The organism is Mycolicibacterium lacusdiani (assembly GCF_021916785.1).
Taxonomy (GTDB): domain Bacteria; phylum Actinomycetota; class Actinomycetes; order Mycobacteriales; family Mycobacteriaceae; genus Mycobacterium; species Mycobacterium lacusdiani.
Genome location: NZ_JAKCFC010000007.1, coordinates 196,165 through 212,029, shown reverse-complemented (window position 1 = coordinate 212,029; position 15,865 = coordinate 196,165). Strand labels below are relative to the sequence as shown.

General features: G+C 68.6%; 19 protein-coding genes. 10 read left to right on the top strand and 9 right to left on the bottom strand.

Features of this window, described 5'->3' with window-relative positions; genetic code table 11:
- Nucleotides 1–22: 22 nt before the first annotated feature.
- Nucleotides 23–1,069, top strand: coding sequence for an MMP endo-(1,4)-3-O-methyl-alpha-D-mannosidase (gene mmpH / locus LOK44_RS20985; RefSeq protein WP_372481282.1), 1,047 nt, complete (start codon nucleotides 23–25; stop codon nucleotides 1,067–1,069).
- A 29-nt stretch (nucleotides 1,070–1,098) separates the two neighbouring features.
- Here the strand turns inward: mmpH and LOK44_RS20980 are convergent, their stop codons facing one another.
- Both LOK44_RS20980 and LOK44_RS20975 read right to left on the bottom strand, forming a co-directional pair.
- Nucleotides 1,099–2,010: a type IV toxin-antitoxin system AbiEi family antitoxin gene (locus LOK44_RS20980; protein WP_237572014.1), complete on the bottom strand. Its 912-nt coding sequence runs from the start codon at nucleotides 2,008–2,010 to the stop codon at nucleotides 1,099–1,101.
- Between the two features lie 185 nt (nucleotides 2,011–2,195).
- The gene (locus LOK44_RS20975) at nucleotides 2,196–2,780 is read right to left on the bottom strand and encodes a class I SAM-dependent methyltransferase (RefSeq protein WP_237572131.1); all 585 of its coding nucleotides are present in this window, start codon (nucleotides 2,778–2,780) and stop codon (nucleotides 2,196–2,198) included.
- 164 nt (nucleotides 2,781–2,944) lie between these two features.
- Between LOK44_RS20975 and LOK44_RS20970 the strand changes: the two genes are divergently transcribed.
- Nucleotides 2,945–3,514 (top strand): TetR/AcrR family transcriptional regulator, encoded by a 570-nt coding sequence (locus LOK44_RS20970; protein ID WP_163920645.1) that lies wholly within the window; start codon nucleotides 2,945–2,947, stop codon nucleotides 3,512–3,514.
- Here LOK44_RS20970 and LOK44_RS20965 read toward each other — a convergent pair.
- Entirely contained in the window at nucleotides 3,501–4,115 is a 615-nt protein-coding gene (locus tag LOK44_RS20965) for a TetR/AcrR family transcriptional regulator (protein WP_237572013.1), read from the bottom strand. The two genes, LOK44_RS20970 and LOK44_RS20965, sit on opposite strands and share 14 nt — an antisense overlap.
- A gap of 132 nt (nucleotides 4,116–4,247) precedes the next feature.
- On the opposite strand from LOK44_RS20965, the gene LOK44_RS20960 reads away from it, so the two are divergent.
- Complete coding sequence (locus LOK44_RS20960) at nucleotides 4,248–5,570, top strand: cytochrome P450 (RefSeq protein ID WP_237572130.1); 1,323 nt, start codon at nucleotides 4,248–4,250, stop codon at nucleotides 5,568–5,570.
- A 4-nt stretch (nucleotides 5,571–5,574) separates the two neighbouring features.
- Here LOK44_RS20960 and msrA read toward each other — a convergent pair whose 3' ends face one another.
- Genes msrA through LOK44_RS20945 form a run of 3 tightly spaced genes read right to left on the bottom strand, consistent with a single transcriptional unit; the run spans nucleotide 5,575 to nucleotide 7,517 of the window.
- Nucleotides 5,575–6,081, bottom strand: a complete 507-nt coding sequence (gene msrA, locus LOK44_RS20955; protein ID WP_237572012.1) for a peptide-methionine (S)-S-oxide reductase MsrA — start codon at nucleotides 6,079–6,081, stop codon at nucleotides 5,575–5,577.
- Nucleotides 6,078–6,551 (bottom strand): peptide-methionine (R)-S-oxide reductase MsrB, encoded by a 474-nt coding sequence (gene msrB, locus LOK44_RS20950; RefSeq protein ID WP_237572011.1) that lies wholly within the window; start codon nucleotides 6,549–6,551, stop codon nucleotides 6,078–6,080. The genes msrA and msrB overlap by 4 nt, the downstream gene beginning before the upstream one ends.
- 60 nt (nucleotides 6,552–6,611) lie before the next feature.
- Entirely contained in the window at nucleotides 6,612–7,517 is a 906-nt protein-coding gene (locus LOK44_RS20945) for an alpha/beta fold hydrolase (protein WP_237572010.1), read from the bottom strand.
- A gap of 57 nt (nucleotides 7,518–7,574) precedes the next feature.
- On the opposite strand from LOK44_RS20945, the gene LOK44_RS20940 reads away from it, so the two are divergent.
- From LOK44_RS20940 to LOK44_RS20925, 4 genes are all read left to right on the top strand, one after another.
- Nucleotides 7,575–8,081 (top strand): nuclear transport factor 2 family protein, encoded by a 507-nt coding sequence (locus tag LOK44_RS20940; RefSeq protein ID WP_237572009.1) that lies wholly within the window; start codon nucleotides 7,575–7,577, stop codon nucleotides 8,079–8,081.
- Entirely contained in the window at nucleotides 8,078–9,094 is a 1,017-nt protein-coding gene (locus LOK44_RS20935; RefSeq protein ID WP_237572008.1) for an NAD-dependent epimerase/dehydratase family protein, read from the top strand. Before LOK44_RS20940 ends, LOK44_RS20935 begins: the two co-directional genes overlap by 4 nt.
- A 22-nt stretch (nucleotides 9,095–9,116) precedes the next feature.
- Complete coding sequence (locus LOK44_RS20930; RefSeq protein WP_237572007.1) at nucleotides 9,117–9,947, top strand: class I SAM-dependent methyltransferase; 831 nt, start codon at nucleotides 9,117–9,119, stop codon at nucleotides 9,945–9,947.
- An 84-nt stretch (nucleotides 9,948–10,031) separates the two neighbouring features.
- Nucleotides 10,032–10,673, top strand: a complete 642-nt coding sequence (locus tag LOK44_RS20925; RefSeq protein ID WP_237572006.1) for a DUF222 domain-containing protein — start codon at nucleotides 10,032–10,034, stop codon at nucleotides 10,671–10,673.
- 1 nt (nucleotide 10,674) lies between these two features.
- Here the strand turns inward: LOK44_RS20925 and LOK44_RS20920 are convergent, their stop codons facing one another.
- On the bottom strand, nucleotides 10,675–11,148 hold the full coding sequence (locus LOK44_RS20920; protein ID WP_237572005.1) for an SRPBCC family protein: 474 nt from the start codon (nucleotides 11,146–11,148) through the stop codon (nucleotides 10,675–10,677).
- A 61-nt stretch (nucleotides 11,149–11,209) separates the two neighbouring features.
- Here LOK44_RS20920 and LOK44_RS20915 point away from each other — a divergent pair, with 61 nt between their 5' ends.
- From LOK44_RS20915 to LOK44_RS20905, 3 genes are all read left to right on the top strand, one after another.
- Complete coding sequence (locus LOK44_RS20915; protein ID WP_237572004.1) at nucleotides 11,210–11,581, top strand: DUF427 domain-containing protein; 372 nt, start codon at nucleotides 11,210–11,212, stop codon at nucleotides 11,579–11,581.
- Between the two features lie 26 nt (nucleotides 11,582–11,607).
- A complete protein-coding gene (locus LOK44_RS20910) occupies nucleotides 11,608–12,534 on the top strand; it encodes a DNA-3-methyladenine glycosylase family protein (RefSeq protein WP_237572003.1) in 927 nt (308 codons plus the stop codon).
- Between the two features lie 70 nt (nucleotides 12,535–12,604).
- Nucleotides 12,605–13,156 carry a Dps family protein gene (locus tag LOK44_RS20905; protein ID WP_237572002.1) on the top strand — a complete coding sequence of 184 codons (552 nt, stop codon included), beginning with the start codon at nucleotides 12,605–12,607 and terminating at the stop codon, nucleotides 13,154–13,156.
- A gap of 53 nt (nucleotides 13,157–13,209) precedes the next feature.
- On the opposite strand, the gene LOK44_RS20900 is transcribed toward LOK44_RS20905, so the two are convergent.
- A complete protein-coding gene (locus LOK44_RS20900) occupies nucleotides 13,210–14,595 on the bottom strand; it encodes a chloride channel protein (protein WP_237572001.1) in 1,386 nt (461 codons plus the stop codon).
- 9 nt (nucleotides 14,596–14,604) lie between these two features.
- Nucleotides 14,605–15,414, bottom strand: a complete 810-nt coding sequence (locus LOK44_RS20895) for a PaaI family thioesterase (protein WP_237572000.1) — start codon at nucleotides 15,412–15,414, stop codon at nucleotides 14,605–14,607.
- Nucleotides 15,415–15,865: the final 451 nt, after the last annotated feature.

Sequence of the window (15,865 nt, the reverse complement as noted above, 5' to 3'; positions counted from 1 at the left end):
GCTGGATCACCAGATTCCCGGGGTGCCAGGCGTTCTCACGCCTGAGCAGTGCCTGCAGACGGCGGAGTCCATCGCGGCAACCCAGGAATCCTCGGGTGCGCTGCCGTGGTTCGTCGGCGGGCACACCGACCCGTGGGATCACGTCGAGAACGCGATGGCGCTGACCGTCGCGGGGCTGAGGGAGCCTGCGCGTGCGGCGTACGACTGGTGCCGCGACACGCAACGGGCCGACGGCTCGTGGCCCATCCAGTTCCGCAACGGCGTTATCGAAGACGCCAACAGCGACAGCAACTTCTGCGCCTACGTCGCGACCGGGGTGTGGCACCACGTGCTGATCACCGAGGACCGCGAATTCGCCGAGGCGATGTGGCCGGTGGTGAGCAAGGCCATCGACTTCGTGCTGACGCTGCAGCTCGCTGGCGGCGAGATCTCTTGGGGTGCCAGCCCGGCGGGCATCCTCGCCGAAGCTCTGCTGACCGGCAGCTCGAGCATCTATCACGCGATCCGCTGCGCGCTGGCGCTGGCGAACTACCTCGACCAGCCGCAGCCGGAGTGGGAGGTCGCGGTCGGACAGCTCGGCCACGCGATCGCCGCACACCCGGAGTCGTTCCTGGTCAAGGACTCTCACTCGATGGAGTGGTACTACCCGGTGCTCGGAGGGGCGATCCGTGGCGACGCGGCACGTGCTCGCATCGACGCCCGCTGGGACGAGTTCGTGGTTCCGGGCCTCGGCATCCGTTGCATCGACCACCGGCCATGGGTGACCGGCGCGGAGACGTGCGAACTGGTGATGGCCCTCGACGCGATGGGCGACAGCGCCCGCGCCCACGAACAATTCGCGGCCATGCACCACCTGCGCGAGACCGATGGCTCGTACTGGACGGGTCTGGTGTTCGCCGACGGCAAGCGCTGGCCCGTCGAGCGCACGACGTGGACCGGCGCGGCGATGATCCTCGCCGCCGACGCACTCTCGTCGACCACGGCGGGCAGCGGGATCTTCCGGGGCGACGACCTGCCGCGCGGCCTCGAGGGCGACTTCGACTGCGCGTGTGCGGAGACCCGCCGCTAGCTCTGGCTTCGATTGCGCCGAGTGTTGGCTCAAGCCACGCTTCGTCGCGAAAACCGTGGCACAACGCCACATTCGTCGAGCCACGAGCACCCCGCAGCCCGCAATGCGTCGACGACGCGTTCCACGATCACCCACGGCCGGTACCGCAGCATCTCGGCACTGACGCGCACGATGATCCATCGCCGCGCTGCGAGTGCGGCATACCGGTCGATGTCATGCGATCGCTGCCGCGGATCGGTCCAGTGCTGTGCGCCGTCATACTCGACGCCGACGTTGAGGTCGGGCCAGCCCATGTCGATCCGAGCGAATACCCGTCCGTAGTCGTCGAGCACCGGGATCTGCGTGGCCGGCCGCCGCAAGCCCGCTTCGAGAAGCAGCAGTCGGGTGCGCGTCTCCTGTGGCGACTCGGCCCCACCGTTCATCAGAGCTACGGCGGTACGCAATCCCTTGATACCCCGCGCCCCGCGGTGCGCTGCCACTACCGGCGCCACGTCGCCGGCAGTCAGGCCGGTGGCGTGGGCGAGCGCATCGAGACGCATCAGGGCTGCGGACAACTCGCCGCGCCTGCCGAGGTCGAATGCCGTGCGTGCAGGCGTCGTCACGGGAATGCCCCTGACAGTGCAGACTTCGTCGCCGGTCAAGACCTCACGGTGTATGACGATGTCGTTGGCGCCGGCCATGGCTCTGGTGAGTTCGGCGGGTTCGCCGGCGTCGATCCACTTCGTTCCATGCAGGGCTGCCGCAGAAAGCCCCGCCACCGTCGCATTCCTCCCGGACCACAACCAGGCTGCTTCGGCGCGGGTGGCAGCGGTCAACTCCTCGCCGGCTGGCAGGTAGACGTTGCGGTAGATCAGCTGGGCGCGGCTGCCGAGAGTCCTTCGCGTGTAGCGCTGTTGCGCTACGGCTTCGGTGCCGACGAACGGCCCGGGTACGTGTGTCATGGATCCACCACAACGCCCGAGGACGACGTTCGAGGCGTCGATCGCTACGACATCGGCGTTCCTGGGGATGAAGTCACGACTGGGGACAACCCACCCTTACTACTCCCCGCGAACGTAGGTTACCGCCACACTTTCCGCCGAAAACCGTGGCGGTAATCGACGTTCGCGGGGGGAGGCGAGCCCCGTCAGGCGGGTGGGGACACCCGCTCGAGCACCCGCATCGAGCCCATCGCCGACACCTCGCGGAACTCGCCGGAGTCCAGTGCGCGGCGGTAGATGTGGAACGGCGCCTGGCCGCCCTCGTCGGGGTTGGGGAAGACGTCGTGGATGACCAGTCCGCCGCCGACGACGACCCAGGGGGCCCAGCCGGCGAAGTCCCGCTGCGCGGCCTCCTCGGTGTGGCCGCCGTCGATGAACAGGAATTGCACGGGCGTACGCCAGCCCCGCGCCACGACGGTCGACTTGCCGACGATCGCGACCACGTGCTCGTCGAGGCCCGCGCCGTCGAGGGTGTGCCGCAGCGTGGGCAGGGTGTCGAACAGGCCGGTGACGGGATCGACCATCGAGGTGTCGTGGTACTCCCAGCCGGGCTGGTGCTCCTCGGACCCGTGATGGTGGTCGATGGTGAACAGCACCCCGCCGCCGGCCTGGGCCGCAGCACCGAGCATCACCGTCGACTTACCGCAGTACGTGCCGATCTCGACCCCGACGCCGTCGCCGAGGTAGCGGACGGCTGCGTCGTACAGGGCGCGCCCCTCGTCGGCAGGCATGAACCCGATGATCTGCTCCGCGTAGGCGAACAGGCGCTCGGCTTCGGGTGGAAGGGCCGGCGAAAGGACAGGTGGCAATGCGGTGTCGGCAGGGCTGTCGGTGGGGCTCACGCGGACCAACCTACCGTTGCCGGTGTAGCGGTGTTGTAGTAGCGTCCAGACACGTGTCCGATCCGGCCTTGGAGTCGACTCGGCGCCGTCTGACCGCCAAACAGGCCGACACCGTCGACCGCCTGGGCAAGGCCGCGGTCGATCTCCTGACCCGCGAGGGATTTGCCGGTCTGACCGTGCGACGGGTGGCTGCCGAAGCAGGGGTCGGCGCCGCGACCGCGTACACGTACTTCTCGTCGAAGGAGCACCTCGTCGCCGAGGTGTTCTGGCGCAGGCTGGCGGCCGCACCCCCGGTCGCGCACGAGTCGGGTGACGCCGCGACCCGCGTGGTCGACGTACTGAGTCACATCGCGGCGCTGGTCGCCGACGAGCCGGAATTCGCGGGCGCCGTCACCAATGCCCTGCTCGGTCGGGATCCCGACGTCGACGTGCTGCGGCAGCGGATCGGCCGCGACATCCGCGACCGGCTGACCGCCGCGTTGGCGCCCGACACCGATCCCGAGGTGGTCGACTCGCTCGAGATGCTCTACTCGGGCGCGCTGGTGCGGGCCGGTATGGGTCAGGCGTCCTACGCCGACATCGCGCGGCGGCTGGAGAAGTCCGCGCGGCTCATGCTGAGCTGATCCGCGGGCCGAGGATCGCCGTCGCCGCGACGACGGCCGGTTCGAGGATCTGGCGAAGGTCGCTGCCGTCCTCGACGGTCAGGGCGGTGAGTTCGCGCAACCCGCCCAGCAGGATGAGGGCCAGTGGCCGCGAGATCGGCGGGAGGTTCGCGCGTCGGAAGCCGGGGCTGTCGGTCAGGTCGACGAGCATGTTGGTCAGATCGCCCATGGCGAGCCGGTGCAGGGGCAGCGCCGCGGCACCGAGGGCGGGCGCCTCGCGGATCCAGCTCAGGGTGACCGCCGGCCGCGATGCGATGTGGTCGACGTAAGCCGTTGCTGCGCTGCGGATCTGAACGTGCCACTCGTCCTCCGGCTGGACGGCGGAGACGATGCCCGTGATCATGGCGTCGTTGTTGGACCGCAGCAGCGCGAGGAAGCACTCTTCCTTGCTGTCGAATTCACCGTAAAACGTGCGCTTGGAGGTCTTGGCGTTGCGCACGATGTCGGCGACCGTGGTGTCGCGGTAACCGCGCTCTTCGATGGCCCTGGTCAGCCCGTCGAGGAGTCTGGTGCGGAAGCCCTGCGGACCCGTGGGATCCGTGTGGGCGAGAGCCGTGCTCACTGCGTCACCTCCAGCCCTTGCGCATGTCCGGTACCAAGCGGTACCGTACCCCACAACGTCCGGTACATCGCGGTACCAAGACACGGGTTGGAGATTCGCGTGAGCCATGCGACCGTCGGCGATGCCTCGACCATGACGGCAGCGAGCATCAAACTGCCACCAGGCCCCAAGTGGCCGAAGTTCGTGCAGGGAGTGGCCTACGCCGTCTCGCGGACCTGGACGATCGAGCGGATGATGCGCCGTTACGGCGACGCGGTCACGATGACGCTGCCGGTGTTCGGCCCCGCCGTGGTGATCGCCGACCCGCAGCTCGCCAAGCAACTGTTCAGCGCCAACACCGACGACGTCGGCAACATCCAGCCCAACCTCAGCCGCGTGCTCGGCTCCGGGTCGGTCTTCGCGCTCGACCGCGCCGAGCATCGCCGCAGGCGCAAGCTGCTCACCCCGCCGTTTCACGGCAAGAGCATAAAGAACTACGAGCGCATCTTCGAAGAGGAGACGCTGCGCGAGGCGCAATCTTGGCCGTCCGGAACGGAATTCGAGACCCTCGAGCCGATGATGCGGATCACGCTGAACGCGATCCTGCGCGCGGTGTTCGGCGCCGACGGGGAACGCCTCGACGAACTGCGCGAGATCATCCCGCCCTGGGTGACGCTCGGCTCGAAACTGGCTGTGCTGCCCGCACCTTCGCGGGATCTCGGCCGCTTCTCCCCGTGGAGCAAGCTCGCGGACTACCGCCGCCAGTACGACGCCGTCATCGACCGGCTCGTCGAGGACGTCCGCGCCGATCCCGACTTCGACAGCCGCGACGACGTTCTGGCGCTCATGCTGCGCAGCACCTACGAAGACGGATCGGCGATGTCCCAGCGCGATATCGCCGACGAACTGCTCACGCTGCTCGCCGCCGGACACGAGACCACCGCGTCCACGCTGGCGTGGGCATTCGAGCGGATCACCCGTCATCCCGAGGTCCTGGCCAAACTCGAGGCGGAGGCCGCCACCGAGGACAACGAGTACCGGCAGGCCACGATCCTCGAGACGCAGCGGTCGCGCACCGTGATCGACTTCGCGGGCAGGCACGTGTACTCGCCGACCTTCGAACTCGGCGAATGGGTGATACCCGAAGGCTATTCGGTGACCGTGGCGATCAACCAGATGCAGCACCGGGCGCAGGACTTCCCGGATCCCGACCGCTTCGACCCGCAGCGATTCGTCGGCAACCGTCCGCCACTGGCCTTCATTCCATTCGGCGGCGGCACGCGGCGCTGCGTGGGTGCGGTGTTCGCCAACGTCGAGATGGACGTCGTTCTGCGAACCGTGCTGCGCCACTTCGTCATCGAACCCACCACGGCGCCCGACGAGAAGTCGCACTCCCGTGGCGTGGCCTATACGCCGAAGAGCGGGGGACGCGCCGTCCTGCGACGACGCGCCACTCCGCTCTCGGTGAGTTCCTAGGCGCCTAGACCTTCGCGCGCTTGGGCAGCGTCCACCCGGCGCGGGGGAAGTGGCAGGTGTAGCCACTCGGGTAGCGCTCCAGGTAGTCCTGGTGCTCGGGCTCGGCCTCCCAGAAGTCGACGGCAGGCGTCACCTCGGTGACCACTTTGCCCGGCCACAGGCCTGAGGCGTCGACGTCGGCGATGGTGTCCTCGGCGACGCGCTTCTGCTCCTCGTCGACGTAGAAGATCGCCGAGCGGTAGCTCGAGCCGACGTCGTTGCCCTGCCGGTCCTTCGTCGACGGATCGTGGATCTGGAAGAAGAACTCCAGGATCGCGCGATAGTCCGTCTGCGACGGGTCGTAGACGATTTCGATGGCCTCGGCGTGGCCCGGATGGTTCCGGTACGTCGGGTGGTCGTTGCGGCCGCCGGTGTAGCCGACGCGCGTGGACACCACACCGGGCTGCTTGCGGATCAGGTCCTGCATGCCCCAGAAGCATCCACCTGCCAGGATCGCGGTTTGGGTCGTCATGCCTGTGCCTCCTCAGATGTGAACAACGTCTTGAACTCGCCGTAGCCCTCTGCCTCGAGGTCGTCGAGCGCGATGAATCTCAGCGAAGCCGAGTTGATGCAGTAGCGCAACCCTCCGGCCTCACGTGGGCCGTCCTTGAAGACGTGGCCCAGGTGGCTGTCGCCGTGGGTCGAACGAACCTCGGTGCGCATCATCAGATGGCTGAAGTCGCGCTTCTCCTGCACGTAGTTCGTGCCGTCGGGTGTCTGGATCGGCCGGGTGAAGCTGGGCCACCCCGAGCCGCTCTCGAACTTGTCCACGGACGCGAACAGCGGTTCACCGGACACCACGTCGACGTAGATACCCGCTTCGTGGTTGTCCCAGTACTCACCGGTGAACGGGCGCTCGGTCCCGTCCTTCTGCGTGACCTGGTACTGCTCGGGTGAGAGCGCACTCACGGCCGCGGGGTTCTTGATGTACTCCTTCGCCACTGGTCCTCCTAAGGGTTGGCACTAGTACAACCCCTGACGGCCTGCGGAAAGTTCCTGACATCACCCCGTGGCGCGCACCTCGTCGACGACCGTCAGAATCTGGTCGGCGATGGCTCGCGGCTGATACAGCATCTGGTTGTGCCCGGTGCCCGGGATGACGACGTCGACCGTGCCCAGCGCTTCGGCCAGCATGTCGTTGGCCTGGCGGATCTGCGCCTGGGTGTAGTTGTCCGGCTTCAATGCGGCGGGGTCGGCGAACCGGTCAGCGCTGAGCACGAGCGCAGGCACCCGGGGCAGTGGGGGAGCGGCGCCGATCGCGGCGAACGCGTCGTCGGGCAATACGGCCTCCTCGCCAGGAGCGGCAGTCTGCGCGTCGGCGTTGAAGGCGGCGTTCTGGTCGGGTCGTCCCACGACCCGCAGGAATTCGGACGTGGGTTCGGTGAACACCAGCCCGCTGACGAGGTCGGGGCGCTGTCGTGCGAGCAGGTCGAGAACGAGGGCGCCGTAGGAGTGGGCGACGAACACCATCGGCGTGGGAAGGCCGGCCGCTGCGATCAGCCGGACTACGTCGTCGACGTCCTGCTGCACGGCGTGCGGTTGGGTGACCGGCGTGGACTTGTCGGGGCCGTCCGGGCGGGTGTTGGGACGGTCGTAGACGCAGATCCTGGTGCTGCGCGCGACGATCGGTTGCACCGACTCCGGCGTGGGCGCGACGTTCGCCCGATCGATCACGTCGTACGGGGACGAGCGGACGGGGTCGTCGGGCACGACCGCTGCGTTCCACGCTTCGGCGTAGCTGCCCTTGCCGGGGATCACGAACACCGTGGGCGTCCCCTCGCCCTGGCAGTCGAGGAATAGGCCGCGTCCATCGCCGATGTCGACCAGGCCTGGAACGTCTGCCGCAGCGGGCGGCGCCCACGTGACGGCGCACATGGCCGCCACCGCGCCGACCAGCAGCTTGGTCATGATCGGACGATACGCCGCCCTCGACAAGCACGGGTAGAACGTGTTCTAGTTCTGGGTGTGACGGGTAGCACTTTCAGCCGGGCGGAATTGGTCGACGCGTTCGCGGTCTTCGAGCAGACGGTCGACCGCGCCGCGCAGACGAGGGACTGGGATCCGTGGGTCGACCAGTACACCGATGACGTCGTCTACGTGGAGCACGCGGCGGGCACCATGCGTGGCCGGGAAGCGGTGCGCCCGTGGATCTGGAAGACGATGGAGAACTTCCCTGGCAGCTACATGACGTCGTTCCCGTCGCTGTGGACGGTGTACGACGAGGCCACCGGCCGCGTCCTGTGCGAACTGGACAACCCGATGCGCGATCCCGGCGACGGCACGATCATCAGCGCCACCAACATCTCGATCGTCACCTACGCCGGCGGCGGGAAGTGGAAGCGACAGGAAGACGTCTACAACCCGCTGCGCTTCGTGTCCGCCGCCATGAAGTGGTGCAGGAAGGCCAGTGAACTGGGCACGCTGCCCGACGAGGCGCAGGCGTGGATGCACCAGATGGAAGGCCTGAAGTGACCGCGCTGGTCATCGGCGCCAACGGCTACCTCGGGTCGCACGTGACGCGCCGTCTAGTCGAGGACGGCGACGACGTGCGCGTGATGGTGCGCGAGGGTGCGAAGACCACCGGCATCGACGATCTCGAGGTGACGCGATTCGTCGGGGACGTCTTCGACGACGACGTGCTGCGCGCCGCCATGAACGGTGTCGACGACGTGTACTACTGCGTGGTCGACACCCGCGGGTGGTTGCGCGACCCGGCGCCGCTGTTCCGCACCAACGTCGAGGGCACGCGCAACGTGCTGGACGTCGCGGTCGACGCCGGCCTGCGGCGGTTCGTGTTCACCAGCAGCTACGCCACCGTCGCACGCAAGCGAGGCCGGGTCGCCACCGAGGACGACGTGATCGCCGACGTGAACGACAAGCGCCTCACCGCCTACGTCCGGTCGCGCGTGCAGGCGGAGAACCTCGTGCTGCGCTACGCCCGCGAGCGGGGACTGCCCGCCGTGGCGATGTGCGTGTCGACCACCTACGGCGCGGGGGACTGGGGCCGCACCCCGCACGGTGCGATCATCGCCGGCGCGGCGTTCGGCAAGCTGCCATTCGTGATGGGCGGCATCTCACTGGAGGCCGTTGGCGTCGACGATGCCGCCCGCGCCCTCGTGCTGGCCGCCGAGAAGGGCCGCGTCGGTGAGCGGTACCTGATCTCGGAGAAGATGATCAGCAACGCCGACGTGGTGCGCATCGCCGCCGAGGCCGCCGGCGTACCCGCGCCGTCGAGATCGATTCCGCTGCCCGTGTCGTACGCGATGGCTGCGCTCGGCAGCGTCAAGGGCCGGCTCAAGGGCACCGACGAGCGGCTGTCGATCAACTCGCTGCGGCTGATGCGCGCCGAGGCGCCGGTCGACTGCGGCAAGGCGCGCCGCGAACTCGGTTGGCAGCCAACGCCGGTCGAGGAATCGATCCGCGACGCGGCGAAGTTCTGGGTGGGCTTGCGCGAAGCCAAGCGCAAGAGCGCCCAAGCCGGCTGACCGACGCGCCTACCCTGGTGACGTGACCGAGAAGGTGCGCGTCGACCTGTCGGGGGCACCGCAGACGATGCTCGCGACGCTGTACGCCAAGGCGCTCGACGCCGACCTGCCGAACTCCGTGCTTCACGACACGTGGGCCCGCGACGTCGTCGCCCGCATCGACTACGACTGGTCGCAGACGTCGATGACACCGCGCAACTCACCGTCGGTGAGCCTGCGATCGGCTCACTTCGATTCGTGGACGCGGCAATTCCTCGCCGTCCATCCCCGTGCGACGGTGCTGCACCTGGGCTGCGGACTCGACAGCCGCTGCTACCGCATCGACCCCGGGCCCGACGTCGAGTGGTTCGACGTCGACTATCCCGACGTCGCCGCATTGCGGGGGAAGCTCTACCCGGAACGAGCGCATCATCACGTGGTCGCGACGTCGGTCACCGATCCGGGATACCTGGCCGACGTACCCGCCGACCGCCCGACGCTCGTACTCGGCGAAGGACTCACCATGTACCTCGAGGCAGAGGATGGACTCGACCTGATGCGCCGGGTCGTCGACCGATTCCCCTCGGGGGAGCTGCAATTCGATGCGTTCAACCGCCTTGGCATCCGGTCGCAGTGGATGAACGCCGTGGTGCGCAGGTCCGGCGCCACGCTGCACTGGGGGATCGACGGGCCGCGCGACATCCTCGACGCGGTGCCGGGTACCCGCTTGCTGGCGTTGGTGCCGGTCTTCGAGTCCGACGCGTTCTCGGCGCTGCCGGGTGCCTACCGCGTGATGGCTGCCGCGATGAACCGCATACCGGCACTGCGCACGATGGCTCAGTTCCACCGGTACGCGTTCGGGCGGCCGGACTAGGCATTCATCCACAGTCGCGAGTTCATCCACAACCAGGTGGCCGGCCGGCTCGATGTGTCGGATCGGCTGTCTAGCGTCGCCAGCGTGATCGACGAATGGTTGAACGACGCAACACGTTTCACGACGGTGCAGGACTTCGCGCGGATCGAGGCGGCCGCCCGGGCGCGGAGGCTCGCGGCGATGGTCGCCGTGCTGGACGCCTGCCGGGCCGCTGACGGAGCCGTCGAACGCGAACGGTGGTACCTCGACGACTGGGCTGCGGTTGCCGCACAGGTGGGCGCGGAGGCCAACATCACCGCGAGCGCCGCCTCCCACCAACTGCTGATCGCCGTCGCACTGCGGGACCGCCTGCCGCGGGTGGCGGCGGTGTTCGCCGACGGCCGGGTGAGCTACCGCGCCGTCGAGGTCATCGTCTGGCGGACCATGCCGATCGCGAATCCCATTGCGCTGGCCGCGGTCGACGCAGCCATGGCTGACGCGTTGGTGACCCGGGCGCCCCTGTCAGAGCACGGGCTCGCCATGGCCGTCGATGCCTTCGTCGACGCACTCGACCCCGAGGCGATCCAACGGACGGAGCGCGGCGCCAAGAGTCGCGGAGTGACCGTGCACCACGACGAGGCCGCGGGCACCGCCTACCTGTCGTGCACGTTGTTCGGCCACGAGGCCTGGGCCCTCGAGCAACTCGTCGATGCCGTGACCCGTGATGCGGGTCGAGCACCCGGCTAGCTCAGGCCGCGCCCTCGGCTCGGGCCTTCAGCCGTTCCAGCGTCAGCCGGATGTGCTCGGCGTTGGCGGAGTCTCGGTCCATCACGCCGGTCGCCATGCCACCCGGCTTGCGGAACCAGCCGGGCCGCCGGTCCCAGGTGCTCTCGGTGACCGTGCATCCGCCGTCGGTGGCGGCGAGGTCGTAGCGCCAGTGCGCGACGGGGATCACGACGCTCTTGACGTCGAACGCGAACGTGCGGCCGGGCTCGGCGTCGGTGACCGTGCAGGTGGTGGTCCACGTCCTGCGCCCGTTGCGGTTGCGGCCCTTGAACACCGCACCGGGGCGGGCGCCATCGCCCGATCGCCACTGCATCTCGGTGACCTCCTCACCGATCGCCGCCATCGTCGGCAGGTCCGTGATAAGCGCGTACACCGCCTCGGGCGGCGCGGCGATGGTCACCGAGGCACGTGCGGTTGCGGGTTCGGCGAGGGTCATGACGCGATGCTATCGAGCCGATCAGGAATCCCGGGGCGGTCCGTGCACGTTGGTTCTACAGATGACCCAGCCCGAGGTACGCCAGCCCACCGCCGAGCATCCGATCACCGTCACCCCGACCAAGGGACACGTCACGGTCCGCGTGCGCGGCCAGGTCGTCGCCGAGACCGACGCGGCCCTGTCGCTTCGGGAGTCGACCTACCCCGTCGTCCAGTACGTCCCCATCGACGCGGTCGACGCCAGCGCGCTACGACGCAGCGACACGACGACCTACTGCCCCTACAAGGGCGAGGCGAACTACTACCACCTCGGCATCGGCGACGAGACCATCGACGACGCAATCTGGACCTACGAGCAGCCGTACCCGGCCGTCGCCCAGATCGCAGGCCACGTGGCGTTCTACCCCGACAAGGCCGACGTAGCCGTCTCCTGACCGGGTAGTCGGCCGTTCCTGGGAGGATGGTCGGCGTGAACGCAGGACCGGTATGCCGCACCGTGGTGTTCCCCGGCCCTGCCGGCCCGGCGATGACGCTCTCCCCGCAGCGCCGCGGTCCCGGCGACCCCTGCTACCAGACGGTCGACGGCGCGATCTGGAAGACCAGCCTGCAGGCCAGCGGTCCCGTCACCGCCCGCATCGTCAAGACCGGGCGCGACACCGTGGCGTGCGACGCGTGGGGTGACGGCGCAGCGGAGTTCATCGAGCACCTGCCCGCATTCCTCGGGCTCGACGACGACACCGCAGGGTTCGCGCCGGACGAGCCGACGATCGCCGCCGCACACCGGCGCGTACCGCACCTGCGGATCGGCCGCACCGGCCGCGTGCTGGAAGCGCTGATACCCGCCGTGCTCGAACAGCGCGTCACCGGCAAGGACGCGTTCCGGTCGTGGCGCCTGCTGGTCACGAAGTTCGGCAGCCCGGCGCCAGGGCCCGCGCCCGCGCGGATGCGGGTACCGCCGCCCGCGGAAGTCTGGCGCCGCATTCCGTCCTGGGAGTTCCACCTGGCCAACGTCGATCCAGGACGCGCGAGGACCATCGTGCTGTGCGCCGCGCGCGCCGACTCCATCGAGCGTCTGACCGCCCGGCCCAGCGCGCAGGCCCGCACGGCGCTGCAATCCCTTCCCGGTGTGGGTGAGTGGACCACCGCCGAGACAGCCCAGCGCGCGTGGGGCGACCCCGACGCGCTCTCGGTCGGGGACTACCACCTGTCGAACATGGTCGGGTCCACCCTCCTCGGCCATCGCATCGACGACGACGCCATGCTCGACCTCCTCGAGCCGCTGCGGCCGCACCGCCAGCGCGCGGTCCGGCTGCTGGAGGTCAGTGGTCTGGCACGCAACCCGCGGTTCGGCGCACGGCTGGCGATCCCGGACCTGCGCTCCCTCTGAGCCGGGGCCGTGATTAGCCGTCGACGCAGGTGGGTAGGCCCTTGGAGACCATGAGCCGAAGGAGCTACAGATGAGTGGATTCACCGTGCCCGGTATGACCGATGCGAACAGTCGCGAGGTCACCGAGCTGCTGCAGCGGCTGCTGAGTGCTTACAACGACCTGCACCTCACGCTCAAGCACGTGCACTGGAACGTCGTGGGGCCGAACTTCATCGGCGTGCACGAGATGATCGACCCGCAGGTCGACCTGGTCCGCGGATACGCCGACGAGGTCGCCGAGCGCATCGCCGCCCTCGGAGCGTCGCCACAGGGCACGCCAGGCGCGATCCTGAACGACCGCACCTGGGACGACTACTCGGTCGGCCGCGACACCGTCCCGGCCCACCTGGCCGCGCTGAACCTGGTCTACAACGGCGTGATCGAGGACGCCCGCAAGTCGATGGAACGCCTCGACGACCTCGACCCGGTCTCCCAGGACATGGTGATCGGACAGCTCGGCGAACTCGAGAAGTTTCAGTGGTTCGTCCGCGCCCACCTGGAGAACTCCGGTGGTGAGATCACCACCGGGGACGCGAAGACCGAGAAGCAGGCGGCGAGCAAGGCCAAGAAGAAGTCCAAGTAGCAACCACGCAGGGGCCCGTGCCGTGTTGGCGCGGGCCCTTTGCGTGCGCGGGGTCAGCGGTCGGGCGGCACGAACTCCGTGCTGCGGTCGTAGCGCTGCGCCTCGTAGATCGACACGTCGGTCCGGCTGATCAGCATGTAGGCGATCCCGACCGTGATCATCGCCCCCGGCAGTACCGAGAACGACCCCGTCATCTCGGCGACCATGATCATCACCGCCAGCGGTGCGTGTGCGACGCTGCCGAAACAGGCCATCATCGCGACGACCACGAAGACCCCTGGGCCGTCCGGGATTCCGGGCAGGCCGGACAGATCGGCGAGGCGCCAGATCGCAGCGCCGACGAAGGCCCCGATCACGATGCCCGGCCCGAAGATGCCTCCCGAGCCACCCGTGCCGACGGTCAGTGACGTGGCGACGATCTTCGCGAACGGCAGCACGATCACGATCCACACCGGAATCATCAGCAGCGTCTCGCGCGCCGACGCGGCCTGTGCCCAGCCGTAGCCGCTGGACAGGATCTGCGGTATCGCCAGCGCCATCAGGCCCACCAGCAGTCCACCCACCGCCGGCTTGACCACCTTGTTGCCCGGCAGCCGCCGCGTCAGCGCGACCGTCGCGTAGAACGTCCGCGCGTACAGGTAACCAACTGCGGCAGCGACGATTCCGATCACCGCAAACCACGGCAGATCGACGGGATCGAAGCGGTAATCGGGTACCACGAAGCCGAACAGCGGGTCGAATCCGAGGATCGACCCGTACACGGCATAGGCGGTACCGGAGGTGATGAACCCGGGAATCAGTGCGCGGTAGTCGAAGTCGAAGCGGTAGACGATCGACGCGGCAAGCACGGCCCCGCCCAGCGGCGCTCCGAAGATCGCGCCTATGCCCGAGCCGATGCCGATCGACACGGCCACGCGTCCGTCGGCGTCGGCGAGGTCGAGGCGGCGGGCGAGCAACGAACCGAAGCCCGCCGAGATCTGCGCCGTGGGCCCCTCGCGTCCCGCCGAACCGCCCGAACCGATCGTGAGTGCGCTCGACACCATCTTCACCAGCACCACCCGGGCGCGGATGGCCCGTGGGTCGCTGTGCACCGCTTCGATGGCGCTGTCGGTGCCGTGGCCCTCGGCCTCGGGGGCGAGCTTGGCGACGATCCACGCCGAGACCAGCGCGCCGCCCATCGTGATCAGGGGTATCGCCCACCAGCGCGGAAAGCCCGTGCTGCCTGCGTCGCCACCGTCACCCACCGCGGTGGGCACGTCGTAGCCGCCCAGGTATCCGAGGAGGAACCGGCCGGTGTACTCCATCGCCAGGTAGAACACGACGGCTCCAAGGCCGGCGATCACGCCGATCGCGACGCCGAGGATGAGCCACTTGCGCAGATAGCCGGAGTTCCGGACGAAGGCGCCTACTCCACCGGTGGACTCACGCGCCTGCGACATGGCCGGATGCTAGCAGCGGTAGGCGGTCAGCCGGGCGGTGATCGCCACCCTGCCGTCGACGCCGACGGCTTGGGCGTCGGCCACCCCGCTGCGCCGTCCGACGCGCAAGGGCGTTGCCTCGTAACGGGATTCGTCGCCAGCGAGGAACTGTCGCAGGAAGTTCACCCGCAGTGATGCAGTAGTCAGCGGGTCGTCCGTGCGCCCGGCGTTCACGGCGGCGGACGCGGCCATCTCCAGGCCCGCCGATGCCACGCCGCCGTGGACGACGCCCATGGTGTTCTCGAGCACGCGGTCATGGGACTGGGCCAACACGACCGTCGTGCCGTCGGTGCGGGCGGGGCCGACGCTCGCCTTGGCCGCCAGACCCGTGCGTGGCTCCATCGACCCCGCATCGAAGGGCGATTCGGCGAACGTCTCGGGCGACTCGATGTAGAACGAGCGGACGGTGCCCGAGGCGATCACCGCGTCGCCGATCCGGAACACGCACTCGGCGAGCGCCGTCGCCGTCTTGGCGCCCAGTGGCAGCGACGTTCCGAGCACGAGTGCATCGTCTGCGGCGGCGATCACCGCTGCCGCGTCGGGGCTTGCCTCCAGCGCCAACTCGCTCGACACCGTCCACTCGTCGGTGGCCTGACGGCGGAAGTTGACGACGCCACCGATGTGGTCGAGCAGCATGGCCAGCGAGGCGAGGCTGGGGAGGCCCGTGACCGGGTTGACCATGTCGCGGATGGGCATCGTCGCGCGGCAGCCGGTGGGGCCCTCCTCGAGCGTGTCGATGTCGAAGCGGCCGATCGGGGTGTTGAGGGCGTGTGGGGACATTGCCTACGAGCTTGCGGCCCGGCTTTGCGGGCCATACCCCCAGGGGGTAGCGAATCCTAAGAATCCGACCAGGCTTTCTGGCAAACGACGGATTCCGCATTCGTGCACGTTCTGGGCGGCCCGTCGGGCGACCGCAAACACGGCTGACCGCGGGCCCAGTGACGTGCGTCGCACCCCCCGCTCGCGCCGCTGGGACCGGCACTGCCAAACCGCAAGGCGCTCAACGTTTCTGCCCTCGGAGAACCGGTGCGTGGTCCAGGCGGAAAAGGCCAGTTCCCGCCCCTGGTTAGGTGATACTAAGTTGGCATGTCAGGCGGTGATTGTCATATCGTTTCACCACTCGAGGCGGATGGGACGAAAGCCCGTCGTTCAGTGCTGCACGAAGGCACCCCCATCGCCCAGTAGGCAGTCGCCCGCCGACGAGCACGGTTGTTGGCTGCCACACAGACTT

What these genes read in the sequence shown, in the direction of transcription:
- LOK44_RS20980 (WP_237572014.1), bottom strand. Translation starts at nt 2,010, where the DNA reads ATGACACACGTACCCGGGCCGTTCGTCGGCACCGAAGCCGTAGCGCAA.
- LOK44_RS20975 (WP_237572131.1), bottom strand. Translation starts at nt 2,780, where the DNA reads ATGCCTGCCGACGAGGGGCGCGCCCTGTACGACGCAGCCGTCCGCTAC.
- LOK44_RS20960 (WP_237572130.1), top strand. Translation starts at nt 4,248, where the DNA reads ATGACGGCAGCGAGCATCAAACTGCCACCAGGCCCCAAGTGGCCGAAG.
- msrA (WP_237572012.1), bottom strand. Translation starts at nt 6,081, where the DNA reads ATGACGACCCAAACCGCGATCCTGGCAGGTGGATGCTTCTGGGGCATG.
- LOK44_RS20945 (WP_237572010.1), bottom strand. Translation starts at nt 7,517, where the DNA reads ATGACCAAGCTGCTGGTCGGCGCGGTGGCGGCCATGTGCGCCGTCACG.
- LOK44_RS20920 (WP_237572005.1), bottom strand. Translation starts at nt 11,148, where the DNA reads ATGACCCTCGCCGAACCCGCAACCGCACGTGCCTCGGTGACCATCGCC.
- LOK44_RS20915 (WP_237572004.1), top strand. Translation starts at nt 11,210, where the DNA reads ATGACCCAGCCCGAGGTACGCCAGCCCACCGCCGAGCATCCGATCACC.
- LOK44_RS20910 (WP_237572003.1), top strand. Translation starts at nt 11,608, where the DNA reads ATGGTCGGCGTGAACGCAGGACCGGTATGCCGCACCGTGGTGTTCCCC.
- LOK44_RS20905 (WP_237572002.1), top strand. Translation starts at nt 12,605, where the DNA reads ATGAGTGGATTCACCGTGCCCGGTATGACCGATGCGAACAGTCGCGAG.
- LOK44_RS20900 (WP_237572001.1), bottom strand. Translation starts at nt 14,595, where the DNA reads ATGTCGCAGGCGCGTGAGTCCACCGGTGGAGTAGGCGCCTTCGTCCGG.
- LOK44_RS20895 (WP_237572000.1), bottom strand. Translation starts at nt 15,414, where the DNA reads ATGTCCCCACACGCCCTCAACACCCCGATCGGCCGCTTCGACATCGAC.